The organism is Demequina sediminis (genome assembly GCF_039545075.1).
GTDB classification, from domain to species: Bacteria; Actinomycetota; Actinomycetes; order Actinomycetales; family Demequinaceae; genus Demequina; species Demequina sediminis.
Map to the genome: position 1 here is coordinate 50,929 of NZ_BAABRR010000011.1, position 16,118 is coordinate 67,046.

Sequence of the window (16,118 nt, forward strand, 5' to 3'; positions counted from 1 at the left end):
GTGTCTGGATTCAGTGCACCCGCGCGGCCGGAGGCCCCCGTGCGTCCCAGCGGTTGGGACGATGCCCTGGAGGCGGCGCTCGGCCCCGACAGGGCGGCGCGTTGGCTCGTGAATCGCGGCCAGTACCGTCCGACCATCCGGGTGGCTCGCGTCGACGGCGCGCCGGTGGCGGCGGTCCTGACCTCGGGTCGCCCGGCGACGGCCGCGGTGAAGATCGTCGATCTGTGGTGGGACGGGTCCGAGGCAGGGCTCGCGGAGGCGGGTGCGCTGCTCGACACCGTCGTGGCCGCGTCGTGGCTGCACCAGGACGCGGCCGTGAAGTGGGAGCTCTCGCCCGGCGAGGAGCTGCCCGCGCTCGCGGTCGAGCGGGGCTTCGTGCCGCTGCGCTCTCCGTGGGCCGCGAAGGGGACCGAGCGGTTCGGTGGCGGCGTACTGTGGCTGGTCGACCTTCCGCACGACGAGCTCGGGTACTACGCCCAGACCACGCTCTACACGTGTGGCGCGGTCGCCGCACTCATGGCGGTCGAGGCACGCGGCGCGCGGGGCTTCGCCGGTGATGCGGCCGATCGCGACCGCGAGCTCGACTTCTGGCGCGCGGCGACCAACCACCCGGCGTGCGAGCCGGTGGGTCTCGCGGTGCGCTTGCGGGAGGACGTGGGGGCCGATGCGGGCGTCGAGGTGGCGCTCGATGCCGACGGCCCCGTGCTGCTCGAGGGGTACGAGGGCTTCGAGCGCGAGTACCGGGCGGAGCTCCAGGAGCAGTCGCTGTCGCGGGCCGAGGCGCTCGGGGTGCCGGTGGGGCGCGAGCGCGTCTCGATGGCGGAGCTCGAGTCGCGCCTCACGGGCGGCGAGGTCGCGCTGCTCTTGGTCGACGAGGCTCCGATGCATGGGGTGACCGGCGCGCATTGGATCGTGGCGCATGCGGCGCGCGACGGGATGTTCGTGGTCGAGGACCCGTGGGTCGAGGACGCGGCGGGGGAGACGTGGGTCGACACGCACGCGATGCCCGTGGCCGCGGAGGACCTGGACCGCATGGTGGCGTGGGGGCCGGAGGGGTACCGCGGCATCGTCTTCCTGCGACGCCAGTAGTGTTCCTGCATGGCCAAGCTGTACTTCCGCTACGGAGCGATGAATTCGTCCAAGACGGCGCTGTTGCTGACCGCGGCTCACAACTATGAGGAGCGCGACCAGCATCCGGTGATCGTCAAGCCGGGAGTCGACACCAAGGCGGGGCAGTCGGTGTCCTCGCGCGTGGGCGTCGAGCGTCCGGTGGACGTGGTGCTTGGGGCGGAGGAGTCGCTGCGCGAGCGGCTGCTCGCGCTGCGGCCGTACGCGGACATCGACGCGGTCTTCATCGACGAGGCCCAGTTCCTCACCCCCGCCCAGGTGGACGAGGCCTTCGAGGTGGCCGTCCTGCACGGCGTCCCGGTGCTCTGCTACGGGCTGCGCGGCGACTTCACGACGCGGTCCTTCCCCGGATCGATGCGTCTGCTCGAGATCTCGCACTCGATCGAGGAGCTCAAGACCATTTGCCGATGCGGGTCGAAGGCGATCTTCAACGGCCGCCGGGTGGGCGGACAGTTTGTGACGCACGGCGAGCAGGTCGCGATCGACGGGCAGCACGCGGAGTACGAGTCGCTGTGCGGTCGCTGCTACGTCGACAAGGTGGGTCCGGTCGCGCACGGTTCTTAGTTGGCTTCTTGGGCGCGGCGGGTTCCGGGCGCCGGGCGCTCGACCCGTCGCCGCCGGACCCCGACCGTTGTTGCGCGACGCTCGCGCATTTCACGCACGAAGCGCGGCGAGTGGTTCCGCGACGCTCGCGCATTTCACGCACGAAGCGCGGCCGATGCTCCGGGGTCACGGCGCTGGGTGTGCCGTCCACAGATCTGACGTGAGTCGTGGAAGGGGCGTTGCTGGCCTGCCTACGGTCGCCGCATGGGACATCGATTGCATGTGTGGGAGGGTCCGATGCCGCACTCGGACCTCGAGGCGCACCGCCACTTCGTGCGACTCGCCGACACGTACCTTGGCGGACCGCCGACTCCGCCGACCGAGAAGATGGCTGCCTTCGTCGCGGAGCTGCAGTCGATCTGGCCCGAGACGCCCGATCATCGGGTTCCGGGCTGTCCGTGGAAGTGGTCGGCGGTCGACGCTGCGAGCGGACCGGTGTGGGACTGCGAGTCCGTCTTCTCGGAGTGGCGGATCGCGACGGCTGTGGTCGCGGCGCTGGCGGAGAAGCACGGGCTGATCTGGCACGACCCCCAGTACCCGGAGTTGAAGGCGGGGATCCGGCCCATCTGGGATCGGCATCCCTCTGTGGTCGCGTGAAGGCCTATTTGAGCGTGGAGTGAAACAGCGTGGAGGCATCCTCGCACGGGCGCGGTGGGTTCTGCCGGAGCGGTGGTCCCGCAGCCAGGGGAGGCGGCCCTGTCCCCACCCCCACCTAGACTGGCGCGCATGGCAGGAGCGGGCACGAGCGAGGGCGGCGACGGCCTCAACCAAGCCCAGCGCGCCGCCGTCGAGACCGGCGCGAGCCACAACCTCGTGCTCGCGGGTGCGGGCACCGGCAAGACCACCACGATCGTCGCGCGCATCCGCCACCTCATCAAGGGCGGCGCCGCCCCTGACCGCATCCTCGCGCTCACCTTCACGCGAAGGGCCGCCGCGGAGATCCGCAGCCGGGTGCAGGACCCGGCCAGGGCATCGTCCCCCGTGCCCGCCATGACCTTCCACGCGTGGGCCATGAGGGAGGTGCGGACCAGCCCGGACGTGTTCGGCTACGACGGCTGGAGCGTGATCGACGCGGACGACCAACTGCAGGTGATGCGTGGCGTGCTCGGACGCGGGAAGCGCGTGGAGGGCCTCAAGGCGGCGCAGATCATCGGCGTGCTGTCCTTCGCGAGGAACACGCGGCGCACGCTCGCGGACGCGATCGCGGCCAAGCACCCGGATGCGGAGATCGACGCGAAGGTGCTCGGCGAGGCGGTGCGCGCGTACGAGGCCCGCAAGCGCGAGCGCCGCTATCTCGACTACGACGACGTCCTCGCGGTGTGTGCCGCTCGTCTCAAGGATCCGGCCGTCGCCGCCTGGGTGGGCGGCCACTACGACGAGATCCTGATCGACGAGATGCAGGACACCAACCCGCTGCAGTGGGCGATCATCGACCCGCTGGTCACGCACACGCGCTTCTACTGCGTGGGTGACGATGCCCAGTCGATCTACGGCTTTCGCGGGGCGGACTTCGCGTCGATCCACTCGTTCGGGGAGCGCGTGCCGGGCGCGCGAGTGCTGCGGCTCGAGGACAACTATCGGTCCACGCAGGAGATCCTCGACCTGAGCAACTGGCTGCTCGAGCAGTCGCCGCTGCACTACGGCAAGCACCTGCGCGCGGTGCGCGGCAGCGGCGCCAAGCCCGAGCTGCACAGCTTCGAGACCCCGCAGGACGAGGCCGGTTGGATCACGGGCGAGCTGCTCCGTGCGCGCGACGATGGGCTGCCGTGGAGCACGCACCTCATCCTGGTGCGCACCAACTACTCGGGCCGGGCCATCGAGGCGCGGCTGGTCGAGAACGACATCCCGTACGTGTTCTTCGGCGGCACCAAGTTGCTCGAGAGCAGGCACGTGCGCGACGTGCTCTCCGCGCTCCGGGTGATCGCGAATCCTGACGACGAGGTCGCGTGGATGCGCCTCCTCACGCTCGTGCCGCGCGTGGGTGACGTCACGGCTGCTAGGGCATTCGATGCGGTGCTCGCCGCGAGGGCGGACGGCGCCTCCGCGCGCGACGCCCGTGCCGGCGCGCTCGCCGCACTGCCCGGCTGGCTGCGCGCGGGGCTCGACGCGATCGAGGAGGCGGCCGGGCAAGTGGACGATGCCGTGGGCAGGGCCGCGGCCATGCTCCAGCCGGTCCTCGCGCACAAGTACCGCAACGAGAACTGGGACGCGCGGGCCAGGGACCTCGCGCACGTGGAGCGCCTCGCGGCGACTCGGGGGAGCATCACCGAGTTCATCGAGGAGTTCCTGCTCTCGCCCGTGTTCGCCTCGGAGCTGACCGCCGAGCCCAAGGACGGCGACCACGTGATCGTGTCGACGGTGCACTCGGCGAAGGGGCTCGAGCGGGACTGGGCGTTCTGCGCGGGGGTCTCGGCCGGCGCGTATCCCTCGGCGCGGTCGCTGGGCGACGTCAACGAACTCGAGGAAGAGCGGCGCGTGCTCTACGTCGCGCTCACGCGGGCGCGCGACCGGCTCGCCGTGACCCGCACCGTCGCCCACACGCCGGTGCGCGCGTGGGTCGGCACGGGCGCGAGCGCCGGCTTTGTCGAGGACGCGTACTTCCTGGGAACGCTGCCCGAGCTGCTCGTGCGCGAGACGGTGCACGTGCCGGGTCGCGCACCGCGGCCCGCACCCCCGCCGGGCCTCGCGGTGCCGGCGGAGGTGGACCTCAGCGTCGACCTGGGAGAGCTCTGACGGTTGTGCCCGGCCCCGCCCGCCGCGGTGCGACTACGGCTGTGGCGCCCACGGGTCGACCAGTGAGATGCCGGTGTCGGCGAAGTCCTTGACGCTCCTGGTCGCGCAGGTGGCGCCGTGGGCACGGCAGATCGCGGCGATTTGCGCGTCGGCCATGCTGATCGGCGCTCCCGCCCGGTCGCGGGACACGAGGACGTCCGCGTAGTGGACCGCGGCCGCGTCGTCGAACGGCAACACGGATCCGCTCCCGCGATATGGTTCGATCGCTGCGCCCACCCGCGCAGCAAGTGCGTCCTTGCGGGCGCCGGCGGGTAGTCGCCCGATCCCGGCCCACATCTCGGCCATGGTCACGGCCGTGATGGCGACATCGCCCTCGAGTGCCTGCAGCCAAGCCATGACGCCGGGATCCGGGCGCGCACGGAAGATCTCCGAGATGACGTTGGTGTCGAGAACAATCACTCGAAGTCCGCCACGCGCGCGACATCGCCCCGCTCGGGAACGCACAGTTCGACGCCCTCGCCTGCGTCGCGAGCGGCCTCGAGGAGCGCGATCCCGATGTGGGGCCGCCTGGCGGCCTTGGTGAGGATCTCGCGCACCTCGGCCTCCATGGAACGTCCGTGCTCCCTGGCCTGAGCCGCGAGTTGCCTCTTCACGGACTCGTCGAGCCCCCGCACAATGATGGACGGCATGGCAGTCACCTCCGTTGATATCAATAACGATATCACCGCACCGGCGGTCGACCCACGGCTCTCAGCGCTCACCCGATCAGGTAGGCGAAGCTAGTGTTTCGTCAGCGCTTGCACCGTCAACTGTTGCGGAGAGCGGAGATGAGCTCGCCCTTGCGCTTCTTGGAGTAGCCGGTCAGGCCGATCTCCTTGGCGCGCTCGCGGAGCTCGGGCACGGTCCAGTCCTCGTAGTCGCCGGCCTTGCCGCCCTTGCGGCCGACGCGTGAACGGCCCTCCTTGGCGGCGGCGTTGCTGATCCGGGCCGCCTTCTGCTTGCTGGCGCCGTCGTCGCGCAGCTTCTCGTAGAGCTCGGGATCCTTCAGGCTGGGGGTGCTGCGATCGGGCATGAGTGCCTCCTCTGCATTGGGGACCCGTTCCACGGTACGCGCGATCTCGAGATGCCTCCACCTTGCGTTTCGTAGGGTGGAAGACCTGCGCCAACCAAGGAGGAGACCCATGCTCAACGACTGGCTCGAGGGCGGCACGGCCGTGGCAATCAGCGTGGGGGTGGCGGTCCTCGCCGCGCTCGCGGTCGAAACCGTCATGCGGCTGGTCGCGAGACGGCAGACGTGGGCGCGCCAACTCATGGGATACGCGCGGCGGCCGTTCTGGGCGTTGGCGCTGGTGCTCGGTTTCTGGCTCGGGCTACGCGCGGCGCTGATGGGCAGCGACTGGTTGACCGTGTTCTCGCGGCTGTTCACGATCGCGGCGATCGCCGCCTTCGCGTGGCTGCTCGTCGCCTTCGTGCAGTTCGTGACCGACCTGGCGCTGGGCCGGCATCGGATTGACGTGCCGGACAACCGGCTCGCGCGGCGGCTGCGCACCCAGACCCTCATCCTCCGACGCGTCGCGATCGCGCTGATCGTGGTGATCGGGATCGGCGCGGCGCTGTTCACGTTCGACGCGGTGCGGGCGGTCGGCGCGAGCCTGCTGGCGTCGGCTGGCATCGCGTCAATCGTGGCGGGCCTCGCGGCGCAGTCCGTGCTGGGCAACATGTTCGCCGGGATTCAGCTGGTGTTCAGCGACGCGCTGCGCGTGGACGACGTCATTGTCGCGGACGGCGAGTGGGGCAGGGTCGGCGAGATCACGCTGAGCTACGTCGTGCTCGACCTCTGGGACGACCGCCGCCTGGTGTTGCCGTGCACGTACTTCACCACCACGCCGTATCAGAACTGGACGCGCCACGGCAGCGAGCTGCTGGGTTCGGTCGAGTTCGATCTCGACTGGCGGGTCTCGCCGCAGCGCATGCGTGAACACCTCGAGGCCGTGCTGGCCGACACCCCGCTCTACGACGGACGGACCTCCGTGCTGCAGGTGACCGAGGCGACCGCGGGCTTCGTGCGCGTGCGGATCCTGGTGACGGCCAAGGACGCACCCACGCTGTACGACCTGCGCTGCTTCGTGCGCGAGGCGATGGTGCTGTGGATTCAGAGCGTGATGCCCGAGGCCGCCCCCGCGCAGCGTGTGCTGGTCTCCGATCACGCCGCGGCGTCCGCGCCGGAGCGCGGTGGCGTGGCGCGGCCGTCCGAGCAGGCGGGGGAGGGCGGCCTCTTCTCCGGTAGTGCGGAAGCGGAGGAACGCGCGAGCCAGTTTGCCCACGGCGAGTCGCGGGAGGCGCGCGACGCGCGGGCCGAGGACGAAGGGGACGATGCCCCGGCCGCCCGGTGACGGACGCGCGCGGGTGACCGGGGCATCGTCCTCCCGTCAGGGCGCCAGGAGGATCTTGCCCGCCCGGCCGGGTGCGGCGTTGGCGCGGACGGCATCGGCGATCTCGCTCAGGGGGTAGGTGGCCTCGACGGGGAGGGTGATGGTGCCGTCGGCGAGGCGCGCGAGGAGCTCGCCGATCAGGCGGCCACGGTCCTGCGCGGGCATCGCCGCGCTGACCTTGCTGCCCCAGAAGCCGCGCACCGTGGCTTGCTTGAAGATCACGTCGCCCGACGCGATCTCCATGGTCGGCGAGGCCATCGCGCCGAAGACGACCAGCGTTCCGTCCTCCGCGAGCTGCGACAGGACGTCGCCGCTGGCCTGACCGCCCACCGAGTCGATGCCCACCCGCACGGGTGCCCCGCCCGTCAGCTCCGCGACGCGGTCCTGCCAGCCCTCGGAGTCCGTCGCGACAATCCGCTCGATGCCGTGCGCGGCGAGCTCGGCGACGCCCTCGGCGCGGCGGACCAGGCAGATCACGTTGATTCCGCGCGCGGGGGCGAGCTGCGCCACCAGGCGGCCGACCGCTCCGTTGGCGGCGTTCTGAATCATCCAGTCACCGCTCTCGAGCCCCAGCGAGTCGAGCAGGCTGAGCGCGGAGAAGGGCATGGCGACCAGCTGTGCGGCGGCCTCGTCCGAGATGCCGTCCGGGACGGGCAGGAGCGCGGCGGCGTTGGCGATGAACTGCTCGGCCCACACGCCGAAGGTGCCGCCGGTCGCGACCCGCTGGCCGATCTCGAGGTGCGTCACGCCCTCGCCGAGCGCGTCGACGATTCCGACGGCCTCGGTTCCGGCGCGCGCGGGCAGCTCGGGCGTGACGCCGTACGTGCCGCGGACGGTCCACACGTCGTGGTTGTGGATGGGGGACAGCAGCAGGCGCACGCGCGCCTCGCCGGGGCCGGGCTCGGGGGTCGCGACGTCCTCGGGGGCGAGGACCTGGGCCGGGTCGCCGAACGTGTGGTGGATCAGCGCGCGCATGGGTGCCTGCTTTCGTCTGAAGGGTGGCCTTGTGGGCCGGGGTGTGGTGCGCCGACGTTCGTCGGGTGCCGATTTCCGTCAACGGCGATGCGCCCCGGGGCATTCCGCCACTGGGTGTCGTGGCATCCTTGTCGGCGTGATCGACGCCAGCCTCATGACCGTGGACGCCGCCCTCGAGACCTTTGCGCTGGAGGTCGCGCACCGGCCGTTGGTGCGGCAAGTCGCGCTGCGCGCTGGGATCTCCAGCGCCGAGGTCAAGGCCAGCTACGTCAAGCTCATCCGCGTCGACGGGCTACCGCCGCTGCACGTCACGCGCCGCGGGATCGAGAGGTTCGCCTCGCAGGTCGAGGCGGTGTCCGCGACCGGGCTGGCCGATGCGGTGTGGTCGAAGGTCAACCGCGCGGGGGTCGAGAACTGGGGAGTGGTCTTTCCCCGGGCGGAGGCGCCGGCGAGTTCTTCCCCCACGTCTCCTACCCCCACGGCGCCGGCGGCCGCGGGCCCCACGCGCCGCATCGTCCCTCCCGCACGACCAGTCGAGCGCGACTACGGCGTGTGCGAGACGTGCTGGCAGTCACGCACCGCCGCGGGCTCGTGCGGGTGCGACGACTGACGGGTGCCGAGTCACCCCGCGATCAGGAGGCGTGCGTCTGTTCGACGTGACGAAGAGCGGGCAGCGGGGCCGCGAGCAGGTGGCGATCCTGCGGGTGGTCGCGGTAGTGGGCGATCACGGCCGCGACCACTGCCGGGTCGGAACCCAGCCGTGACGCGTTGATGAAGGTGCCACCCTCGGTCGAGTCGATCACAAGCTCGCCATCACGGCCTGCGGGTCGGGTCGTGACCTCGCCCACCTGGTCCCAGGTGAGGCGCAGGCGGGTCGCGCCGCGCACGCCCACCAGGCCGGACTCGGAGACCTCGAGCCCCCGCGGGATGCGGAGCGCCATCGCCTGTTGGGCCAGCCAGCCGATCGAGAGGCCCGTGATCGCCCAGATCCACACCGCGCCCTGTCCCGACAGGATGGTCGGGTCGAACGTGGCGGCGATGATCCCGGGCAGGAGGCCCGTGCCGGCGATGGGAAACGGCCATCGGTCGAGCGCGGCGGGTGGGATGAAGGTGAGCGGTCCGTCTGCGCGGGCACGCACGCGCTGCGGGGCAGTCGCGCTCACGAGGGTGCGCATGTATCCGAGGAACATCGCCATCATCACCGCGACCGCGGCCAGCACCAGGCGCAGCGCGGGATCGTCCGTCGCAAGGGCTACGCCGGCCGCGATGAGGGCCGGCACGCCGATCGCGACGTAGAGCATGGCGGGTGAGGCGGGGCGCGCCCCCGAAGCCGCGTGCCCCGCGCCGGCGGGCGTGCGTGCGGAGAGTCGGATGTGAGTCTGCAGGTCTGCCACGGATGATCCGATTCAGTCGAAGGGGTTGAGCCAGCTGCCAAAGTCGTGCAGGCCCGCGTCGATGGATTCGCGTGTATCGAGGGGGACCCAGGCTTCCCACGCCCACTTGGCGCCTTCGCCGACGGCCACCGCGGCGCCCGCGACCACGATCGCGACGCCCAGCGGCGGGACGGCCACGCCGGCGGCGGCGATTGCTCCGCCCGCGAGCCCAGCGCCGGCGGCGCCGCCGAGGAGTCCCACTCCTGCGCTGGACGGGGAACCACCCGCGGCGACCTCGACGCCTGCGCTCACCACGTCGATCACGGTGCCCGCGACCGGGATGATGCGCGAGGACTTCGACACGCCCGCAATCGTCTCGTTGAGGGCGCGGATGCCCTGGCGCACCGCCGCGGGATCCGCGGCCTCCGCGGCAGCGCGGATCGCGGGGTTGCCCGAGCGCAGTCCGGCCTGGAACGCATCCGCCTGCAGCTGCAGATCGCTCACGTGGGCGCGGAAGCCTGCGAGATCGCGGGCCGTTCGCGCATCGGCATATTCAAAGGCGAGGCCCACGGCCTCCTCGTTGCCCTTGGTGAGCCCCTCGAGGGCCGTCGCGCCCTCCTTGAGATCGTTGACGCGGCCCACGAGAGGGGAGAAGTGCTCCGCGATCCACGTCTCGAGGTCGCCCCACCAGGTGCCGACCTCCGCGGAGATCTCCTGGTAGACCTTCACCCGGTCCATGTACCGGTTCCACTCGTCGAGCTCGGGGGAGTCGGGACCATTCGGATCGGGGCAGAACTGCAGCCACGTCGACGGCGGGGAGATCGCGTCGCCCACCACCGTGAGACCCTCGTCGCGGGCGCGTGAGGCGAGGGCCGCAAAGTCCTCGGCACCACGCTCGAGGCGGCCGGCGTAGGCGCGCATGACCTCGGCGACATCGGCGATGTAGCTGTGCACGTTGTCGTTCGCGCGGCGCACCGCCTGCGCCGCCGAGTTGAACGCGTATCCCGACTGGCCCTGCCACAGGTACTGAGCGTCGCCCACCACGTAGGCGAGTTCGAGATCCGCGGTGACCACGGCGTCCTTGAGCGTCGGGTCCAGCCACTGGGCGGCGGCGCGAATCGCGGTGGGATCGCCGGGGATGGTGAGGCTGATGCTCATGACTCGTCCTGGACGGCGGACTTCAGGTCTGCGAGCTCCTCCACGGCGCGCTGCTCGTTGGAGGAGAAGTCCTCGAGGACGTCCTTCGCGACGGCGATCAGCGCCCGATAGCCATCCGCCGTGGTTCCTGCCGCGTCGAGCGCGGCGGCCATCGCGAAGCCGATCAGCTCCGACGCAATCCCGCCGTCCGGGGCGTCAGGGACGCCCGCGAGGGTGGTGTCGAGGGCGTCGACGTGCACCAGGGCATCGTCAAAACGCACATTCAGTTGGTCCTTGCTGACGGCGATCTCACTCATGCGAGACGCCCGTTCTTGACCAGATGGGAGGGCATCTTCTGGTCGAAGGCGACCACATCGAAAGGCTGCTGCGCCTTGACCTCGCCCAAGTGGGACGTGTGGAGGAGCGCCCACGGCTGATTTTCGCCGCAGCCGTCCGCGAGCCGGTCGAGCGCGGTGTACGCAAGCAGCGCGGTGCGACCGTCGCGCAGCGCGCGCACCTCGGGGAACGATCCCCCTTCGGGGTGCTCGCGCACCGACAGATACAGAACCGGCGGCACAATCACGGACGGTTGAAGGTCCATGAGTGGCATCCCCCCTGGTGCGGACTCGTAGGTGGTGGGAGCCACCTTAGCGCGGCTTCGCGGGAGAGGGCCGATGCTGTGGGGGGCTACGCGGCTCGGCTTCGCGCGAGGCTCGGCCAGGCTGCCGTGACGCTGCGGCCATGCCGGGCCGTGGTCACGTCGCGTCGGGTGGGCGCGGCTGGTGCCGATGGTGGCTCACCGATCGAGAGGTCGGGGTCAAGTGCCGTCGAGTACACGGGTTGCAAGCGCGAAGACAGTGCGTCGATGTCGGCCGCACCCTGAGCAGGCACAACGGCGCGTACGGGCGAGGCTCTGCGCCACGATGGGGCAGGCTATGAGTGGAGCGCCCGGCGCTCCCTGATTGAGGGGCGGAACATGGCAAACGCCGTAGCGGGATGGTACGACGATGGTTCAGGCAAGATGCGGTGGTGGGACGGTCGCGAGTGGACCGACGAGTTCCAGGCCGAGGAGCCGAAGCAGCAGGGCCTCAGCGGAGTCGTCAGCAGGATTGAGGCTGAGGCGGTATCGGGCGCACGGCCACGACCCGCGCCCCAGGGGATGACCTATGTCGTGCTTCAGGTGATTCTCAAAGAGAAGCTGTGGGGTACGGGTTCCGGGAATTTGACCGAACTCGAGCGTGTCATCAACCGCCAAGCGGCGCTCGGCTATCGGTTGCATACGATCTCGACCGCAGCTTCCGGGAGCAAGGGCATGGGCGGTGGCGATCGTATCCAAGCGACGATGGTGTTTGAAAAGGTGTCCTGAACGATCCGTGGTGGGCGAAGTCAGGGCCGGAGGGTCCGCGCCCCCGAGTGCGAACTTGGTGACGACGTGATTCGTCGATCGCGGTGAATTGCGTCGGGCGAGGTCGCGAGCACCCGCCGAGTCCTGGGTCAGTGGTTGAGTTCCTCGGACTTGGTCGGCTGCGACGTCACGTGGCACGCGTCTCTTTGCCTGCACGGGTGCACGGCGTGAGGTGGCTTGGGTGATCCGCGCGCGGTGCACTTCGCGAGGAGGTCGGCGCCCGGGCGCATCGCGGCGCGGGGAGAGGGGAAGGGGGTCTTGTAGCTGTTGGCCATAGGGCGTTCCTCAGCACAGGCGGTTCACCTACGCCACCGCTGCCGACCCGATGCTGGCCCGGTGGACCTGTGATGGCGCGCAGTGCCGGGAACCCCGCATTCGCGTGTATTGACAGAGGACGGGCAGTTCTCCGGCGCCGAACACCCCCCGAATTCGTGAGCGCGAGCGCGCAGTTGGCGACGCGGGCTACGTCCCCCACGGTTGTGTGAGTAGTCTCCTGCCAGGGGGTTCAGTGATGACTGCTGGAGGATCGGCGGAGGCCGAGGCGCGACGCCAGGCGGCTCTAGCCGAGCAGTACACGGCTGCGGCGGCTGAGGCGCGCGCGGCGGCCGCCCGCTACGGCGTGGCCGCGGTGACCGAGAAGCGAACGATGCAGGTGCTTGCGCCGCTCGCCGCGATCGGTGTGCACTTCCTGGCCGACCGCCGTTGGCCTGGCAGCAGGCGTGCCCAGGTGGATCTCGTGGTGATCGGCCCGCAGGGCGTGTTCATTGTCGACACCAAGGCGTGGAAGGACGTGTCGATGCGCCAGGGGCGCATCCACCGCGGTGACGAGGACGTCACCGAGGACCTGATGGCGCTCGCGGACCTGGCGGACACCATCGAGGGTGACCTTGCCGAGGTCGGGCTCGCACCCGGCGAAGTCCACGCCGTCGCGGTGCTGGCGGGGCAGAAGGGGATTGGCGAGCGCATCGGTCCCGTACTAGTGGTGGGCGAGGGCGACATCCTGCGCAACATCGCGTCGCGCGGCGCGCGCCTGACTGAGGCGCAGGTGGACGTGGTGTTGGGTCGCGCGCTCGCCCTGCTCCCTCAGGTGCACGCGGCTCCCGCCCCCACGCCCACTCTTCCCGAGCCGGTGGTGGCTGCGTCGGCGCCCGCGCCGACGTCCGTGATCGAGGAGCTCATCACGTCTGACGAGGTCGAGGCTGCCCTGCTCGAGGGGATCCTGGCGCAACCCATCGAGGACTGGATGAGCTTCCTCCACCCCAATCAGGCGAAGCTGGTGCGCCGCAGTTTCAACGGACCCTCTCGCATCCGAGGTGCGGCAGGCACCGGCAAGACAGTCGTGGGCTTGCATCGTGCCGCCTACCTCGCCGGAACTCGGCAAGGCAAAATCCTATTCGCGACCTTCATCCGCACGCTGCCGGACGTGATGCGCGAGAACCTACGCCGTATGGCGCCCGACGCCGTGGATCGGGTGGAGTTCACCGGCGTGCACCGCTTCGCGCTCGATGTCCTGGCGAACCGTGGGGTCGCATGCCGGATCGACAGCCGTCGCGCGGACGGCGCATTCGAGCGGGCTTGGGCGGCGGTGCCACCGAGTAGCCCGTTGCGTGCCAAGGGCCTGACCAAGCGGTACTGGCAAGAGGAACTCCGCTACGTCATCAAGGGGCGTGGCCTGACCCAGTTTCACGAGTACTCCGACCTGACGCGGACGGGGCGCACGCATCGTCTCGGGTTGGCTGAACGCGGCGCGGTGTGGGATCTCTATATGGAGTACACCCGGCTGCTGCGGGAGGCGAGGGTGCACGATTTCGAGGACGCGATCCTGCTGGCGGAGGCGGAACTCAAGCGTCAGCCGCTCGAGGACCCGTACGTGGCGGTCATCGTTGACGAGGCGCAGGACCTGTCCTGCGCGATGGTGCGGATGCTGCACACGGTGGTGGGGGACGCGACAGACGGGCTGACGCTGATCGGCGACGGTCAGCAGTCCATCTATCCCGGCGGGTACACGCTTGCCGAGGCGGGGGTCTCGGTGGCCGGCCGCGGCGTGGTGATGGATGTGAACTACCGGAACACGGCCGAGGTGCTCGGCTTCGCACACACTGTGATCGCAGGAAGCGAGTACGCGGACATCGAGGGCGAGGTCGCACGCGGCGAGCGCCCCGCGGACGTGCCGCGTCACGGTCCCGAGCCGGTGGTCGCACGATGCGCGACGCAGGGCGAGCATGATCGTGTGATGGTCGCGAGAGTTCGGGCGGCGACGGAGGCAATGGGCACGGGGCTCGGCGACGTGGCTGTGCTCTGCTCGTCGACGTGGGCGGTGCGGCAGGCGGTCGGTGCGCTCAAGGCCGCGCGTCTGCCCGTGCTCGAGCTCGACAAGTACGACGGCGTGCCGGTCGACGCGGTGAAGGTGGGCACGATCAAGCGGGCCAAAGGGCTTGAGTTCAAACAGGTGCTGCTGCCGTATCTGCGCGAAGCGGCACTGGGCGGGGGCGAGCCGCCGCTTGATGGCCTGGAGCGCGAACGCTGGGAGCTGGAGCGGCGCGAGCTCTTTGTCGGTGCGACCCGTGCGCGTGATGGGCTGTGGCTCGGGGTGGCGTCGTAGTGAAAGCACAGGTCGACGTGGCGGGAGCGATGCTAGACACGCTCTGGGCCACGATGAGCCCGTTCCTACCGCTGATTATTCCAGCCGTGGCATTCGCGATCGTGACTTCCTTCCCGATGCTGGGCAGGGGACCGGTGAGCTCGCGTCGCGACCCGTGGCGAGGATACAAGTACGGTGCCCGCGCCACAGTCTTCGAACGCGCGGGTGGACGATGCGAGGGAGCGGTGTCCGTCGCCTGGGGGCGGTGTCCAGACTTAGCCACCGAGATCGATCACATCTTCCCGCACTCCAAAGGCGGTCCCATGGTGGTCAGCAATGGTCAGGCGCTGTGCCGAGACCACAACCGCCGCAAGCGCGACATGACCCCGCCGTGGTGGTACGTCCTCGCATTGGAGAAGCGGCGGCGCGGGTATTTCCCAGTGGGGGCAGATGTTCGTGTTCGTGCGGTGATGAGCGAGGCTGAAGCCCAACTGCGCCGGTAGCTGCCGGCGGCTCTCCAGATCATCGGGATTGCGTGGTCTCCGACGTATGCGTAGCTGTTTGTTGTGGGAAGGAATGCGAGGCAGGCAACGACAGATGCCACCCGGTGCTCAGAATCCACCCTAGGGTGTCATGAGCAAGGTGCTGACGGACGCGTGGTGTGGAGGGCGGGCGACGATGAACCAGATGCCGACGTGGGAGGAGTTCATGGTTCCCACGCTCCGCGTGATGGCGGACGGTGAGATTAGGCACCGACGCGACCTGTGCCCCCTCGTCGCCGAGTATGTAGGACTCACGGCGGAGCAGCGCTCGGTGACGTTGCCGTCCGGTCAGTTGCTCTATGAGAACCGCATCGGGTGGGGGCTGTCGTTCCTTGCCATCGTGGGTGGACTCGAGCGGCCGTCCCGAGGTCGATACGTCATGACTGAGGGCGGTCGCTATCTTCTCGATCGCTTCCCGGACGGGATGCGAGAAGGCGATGTGAACGCTGTCGCGGAAGATCCGTCCACACCGATCCGCCCTTACGAGCCCACCACACGGTCGGCGACCAAGGAAGTACCTACTGCGCCGGCTGAAGCGGTGTCGATGACGCCAACTGAGCAAGTCCAGAGTGGTGTCTCTCGCATTCACGAGGACGTTGCCGAGGAACTCTTGGCGAGGTTGCAGGGCAAGGACGCGGGCTTCTTTGAAGATGCTGTCGTCAAGCTGCTGCTCGCCATGGGCTACGGGGGTACTGGAGGTCGAGGCTCAGTAACTCAGCTGAGCAATGACGGTGGGATCGACGGCGTGATCGACCAGGACGTCCTGGGCTTGAGCAAGGTCTACATCCAAGCGAAGCGCTACGCAGGCCACAACGTGGTGCAAAGGCCTGACGTTCAGGGGTTCGTCGGAGCGCTCGCAGGCAAGGCCGACCGTGGCGTGTTCATCACGACCAGTCGATTTTCGGAGGGTGCGAAGACCTACGCGGAGGCGGTGCCGACGCGGATCATCCTGATCGACGGCGCGCGTCTGACGGATCTCATGATCAGATACGGTATCGGCGTTCAAGTGCGTGAGACGGTCAGCATCGTGGAGATCGACGAAGACTTCTTCTCGTGACCCGAGCCAGGGTCGAGAGCGCCGCAACGCGGAACCACCGCCGAGTTCGGTCGCGCGCACATCGCCGTCAACTGCCCCAAACAACTAGCACCATGCAATCTTCTCGCGTCCACACGGGCCTGTGAAATAGATCCGTGTGCGCGCAGCCTTCA

General features: G+C 69.6%; 19 protein-coding genes. 10 read left to right on the forward strand and 9 right to left on the reverse strand.

The annotated features are described in order from the left end of the window. The 4 genes from ABEA62_RS10300 (at window position 1) to ABEA62_RS10315 (ending at window position 4,464) form a co-directional block, all read left to right on the forward strand. On the forward strand, window positions 1-1,089 hold the full coding sequence (locus tag ABEA62_RS10300; RefSeq protein ID WP_345379983.1) for a peptidase C39 family protein: 1,089 nt from the start codon (window positions 1-3) through the stop codon (window positions 1,087-1,089). Between the two features lie 9 nt (window positions 1,090-1,098). Beyond that, entirely contained in the window at window positions 1,099-1,692 is a 594-nt protein-coding gene (locus tag ABEA62_RS10305; RefSeq protein ID WP_286216555.1) for a thymidine kinase, read from the forward strand. Window positions 1,693-1,935: 243 nt separating this feature from the next. Beyond that, window positions 1,936-2,328 (forward strand): hypothetical protein, encoded by a 393-nt coding sequence (locus ABEA62_RS10310; protein WP_286216554.1) that lies wholly within the window; start codon window positions 1,936-1,938, stop codon window positions 2,326-2,328. 129 nt (window positions 2,329-2,457) lie between these two features. Further along, on the forward strand, window positions 2,458-4,464 hold the full coding sequence (locus tag ABEA62_RS10315; RefSeq protein ID WP_345379986.1) for an ATP-dependent helicase: 2,007 nt from the start codon (window positions 2,458-2,460) through the stop codon (window positions 4,462-4,464). Window positions 4,465-4,497: 33 nt separating this feature from the next. Here ABEA62_RS10315 and ABEA62_RS10320 read toward each other — a convergent pair whose 3' ends face one another. The 3 genes from ABEA62_RS10320 to ABEA62_RS10330 form a co-directional block, all read right to left on the reverse strand. Then, window positions 4,498-4,923: a type II toxin-antitoxin system VapC family toxin gene (locus ABEA62_RS10320; protein WP_286216551.1), complete on the reverse strand. Its 426-nt coding sequence runs from the start codon at window positions 4,921-4,923 to the stop codon at window positions 4,498-4,500. Further along, complete coding sequence (locus ABEA62_RS10325) at window positions 4,920-5,153, reverse strand: FitA-like ribbon-helix-helix domain-containing protein (protein ID WP_286216550.1); 234 nt, start codon at window positions 5,151-5,153, stop codon at window positions 4,920-4,922. The genes ABEA62_RS10320 and ABEA62_RS10325 overlap by 4 nt, the downstream gene beginning before the upstream one ends. 116 nt (window positions 5,154-5,269) lie before the next feature. Then, window positions 5,270-5,536, reverse strand: a complete 267-nt coding sequence (locus ABEA62_RS10330) for a DUF7218 family protein (protein ID WP_286216549.1) — start codon at window positions 5,534-5,536, stop codon at window positions 5,270-5,272. Between the two features lie 109 nt (window positions 5,537-5,645). On the opposite strand from ABEA62_RS10330, the gene ABEA62_RS10335 reads away from it, so the two are divergent. Beyond that, window positions 5,646-6,857, forward strand: a complete 1,212-nt coding sequence (locus ABEA62_RS10335; protein ID WP_286216546.1) for a mechanosensitive ion channel family protein — start codon at window positions 5,646-5,648, stop codon at window positions 6,855-6,857. 36 nt (window positions 6,858-6,893) lie between these two features. On the opposite strand, the gene ABEA62_RS10340 is transcribed toward ABEA62_RS10335, so the two are convergent. Further along, complete coding sequence (locus tag ABEA62_RS10340) at window positions 6,894-7,871, reverse strand: zinc-binding dehydrogenase (protein ID WP_286216544.1); 978 nt, start codon at window positions 7,869-7,871, stop codon at window positions 6,894-6,896. A 136-nt stretch (window positions 7,872-8,007) separates the two neighbouring features. Between ABEA62_RS10340 and ABEA62_RS10345 the strand changes: the two genes are divergently transcribed. After that, entirely contained in the window at window positions 8,008-8,481 is a 474-nt protein-coding gene (locus ABEA62_RS10345; protein ID WP_286216543.1) for a hypothetical protein, read from the forward strand. A gap of 22 nt (window positions 8,482-8,503) precedes the next feature. On the opposite strand, the gene ABEA62_RS10350 is transcribed toward ABEA62_RS10345, so the two are convergent. Genes ABEA62_RS10350 through ABEA62_RS10365 form a run of 4 tightly spaced genes read right to left on the reverse strand, consistent with a single transcriptional unit; the run spans window position 8,504 to window position 10,982 of the window. Beyond that, the gene (locus tag ABEA62_RS10350) at window positions 8,504-9,265 is read right to left on the reverse strand and encodes a hypothetical protein (RefSeq protein WP_286216542.1); all 762 of its coding nucleotides are present in this window, start codon (window positions 9,263-9,265) and stop codon (window positions 8,504-8,506) included. A 12-nt stretch (window positions 9,266-9,277) separates the two neighbouring features. Beyond that, window positions 9,278-10,402, reverse strand: coding sequence for a hypothetical protein (locus ABEA62_RS10355; RefSeq protein WP_286216540.1), 1,125 nt, complete (start codon window positions 10,400-10,402; stop codon window positions 9,278-9,280). Next, window positions 10,399-10,698, reverse strand: coding sequence for a hypothetical protein (locus ABEA62_RS10360; protein WP_286216539.1), 300 nt, complete (start codon window positions 10,696-10,698; stop codon window positions 10,399-10,401). Before ABEA62_RS10360 ends, ABEA62_RS10355 begins: the two co-directional genes overlap by 4 nt. Further along, window positions 10,695-10,982, reverse strand: coding sequence for an SAV_915 family protein (locus ABEA62_RS10365; protein WP_345379993.1), 288 nt, complete (start codon window positions 10,980-10,982; stop codon window positions 10,695-10,697). The genes ABEA62_RS10360 and ABEA62_RS10365 overlap by 4 nt, the downstream gene beginning before the upstream one ends. A 375-nt stretch (window positions 10,983-11,357) precedes the next feature. Here ABEA62_RS10365 and ABEA62_RS10370 point away from each other — a divergent pair, with 375 nt between their 5' ends. Further along, the gene (locus ABEA62_RS10370; RefSeq protein WP_286216535.1) at window positions 11,358-11,747 is read left to right on the forward strand and encodes a DUF2510 domain-containing protein; all 390 of its coding nucleotides are present in this window, start codon (window positions 11,358-11,360) and stop codon (window positions 11,745-11,747) included. A gap of 128 nt (window positions 11,748-11,875) precedes the next feature. Here ABEA62_RS10370 and ABEA62_RS10375 read toward each other — a convergent pair whose 3' ends face one another. After that, on the reverse strand, window positions 11,876-12,061 hold the full coding sequence (locus ABEA62_RS10375; RefSeq protein WP_286216534.1) for a hypothetical protein: 186 nt from the start codon (window positions 12,059-12,061) through the stop codon (window positions 11,876-11,878). Between the two features lie 236 nt (window positions 12,062-12,297). On the opposite strand from ABEA62_RS10375, the gene ABEA62_RS10380 reads away from it, so the two are divergent. The 3 genes from ABEA62_RS10380 (at window position 12,298) to ABEA62_RS10390 (ending at window position 15,966) form a co-directional block, all read left to right on the forward strand. Beyond that, a complete protein-coding gene (locus tag ABEA62_RS10380; protein WP_286216533.1) occupies window positions 12,298-14,388 on the forward strand; it encodes a nuclease-related domain-containing DEAD/DEAH box helicase in 2,091 nt (696 codons plus the stop codon). Window positions 14,389-14,504: 116 nt separating this feature from the next. After that, window positions 14,505-14,870: an HNH endonuclease gene (locus ABEA62_RS10385; protein ID WP_286216699.1), complete on the forward strand. Its 366-nt coding sequence runs from the start codon at window positions 14,505-14,507 to the stop codon at window positions 14,868-14,870. Window positions 14,871-15,000: 130 nt separating this feature from the next. After that, complete coding sequence (locus tag ABEA62_RS10390; RefSeq protein WP_286216532.1) at window positions 15,001-15,966, forward strand: restriction endonuclease; 966 nt, start codon at window positions 15,001-15,003, stop codon at window positions 15,964-15,966. The last annotated feature ends 152 nt before the right edge of the window (window positions 15,967-16,118 follow it).

Coding starts and splice junctions, on each gene's coding strand:
- ABEA62_RS10305 (WP_286216555.1), top strand. CDS start 1,099: ATGGCCAAGCTGTACTTCCGCTACGGAGCGATGAATTCGTCCAAGACG.
- ABEA62_RS10310 (WP_286216554.1), top strand. CDS start 1,936: ATGGGACATCGATTGCATGTGTGGGAGGGTCCGATGCCGCACTCGGAC.
- ABEA62_RS10315 (WP_345379986.1), top strand. CDS start 2,458: ATGGCAGGAGCGGGCACGAGCGAGGGCGGCGACGGCCTCAACCAAGCC.
- ABEA62_RS10325 (WP_286216550.1), bottom strand. CDS start 5,153: ATGCCGTCCATCATTGTGCGGGGGCTCGACGAGTCCGTGAAGAGGCAA.
- ABEA62_RS10330 (WP_286216549.1), bottom strand. CDS start 5,536: ATGCCCGATCGCAGCACCCCCAGCCTGAAGGATCCCGAGCTCTACGAG.
- ABEA62_RS10335 (WP_286216546.1), top strand. CDS start 5,646: ATGCTCAACGACTGGCTCGAGGGCGGCACGGCCGTGGCAATCAGCGTG.
- ABEA62_RS10340 (WP_286216544.1), bottom strand. CDS start 7,871: ATGCGCGCGCTGATCCACCACACGTTCGGCGACCCGGCCCAGGTCCTC.
- ABEA62_RS10355 (WP_286216540.1), bottom strand. CDS start 10,402: ATGAGCATCAGCCTCACCATCCCCGGCGATCCCACCGCGATTCGCGCC.
- ABEA62_RS10360 (WP_286216539.1), bottom strand. CDS start 10,698: ATGAGTGAGATCGCCGTCAGCAAGGACCAACTGAATGTGCGTTTTGAC.
- ABEA62_RS10365 (WP_345379993.1), bottom strand. CDS start 10,982: ATGGACCTTCAACCGTCCGTGATTGTGCCGCCGGTTCTGTATCTGTCG.
- ABEA62_RS10370 (WP_286216535.1), top strand. CDS start 11,358: ATGGCAAACGCCGTAGCGGGATGGTACGACGATGGTTCAGGCAAGATG.
- ABEA62_RS10375 (WP_286216534.1), bottom strand. CDS start 12,061: ATGGCCAACAGCTACAAGACCCCCTTCCCCTCTCCCCGCGCCGCGATG.
- ABEA62_RS10380 (WP_286216533.1), top strand. CDS start 12,298: ATGACTGCTGGAGGATCGGCGGAGGCCGAGGCGCGACGCCAGGCGGCT.
- ABEA62_RS10385 (WP_286216699.1), top strand. CDS start 14,505: ATGCTGGGCAGGGGACCGGTGAGCTCGCGTCGCGACCCGTGGCGAGGA.
- ABEA62_RS10390 (WP_286216532.1), top strand. CDS start 15,001: ATGAGCAAGGTGCTGACGGACGCGTGGTGTGGAGGGCGGGCGACGATG.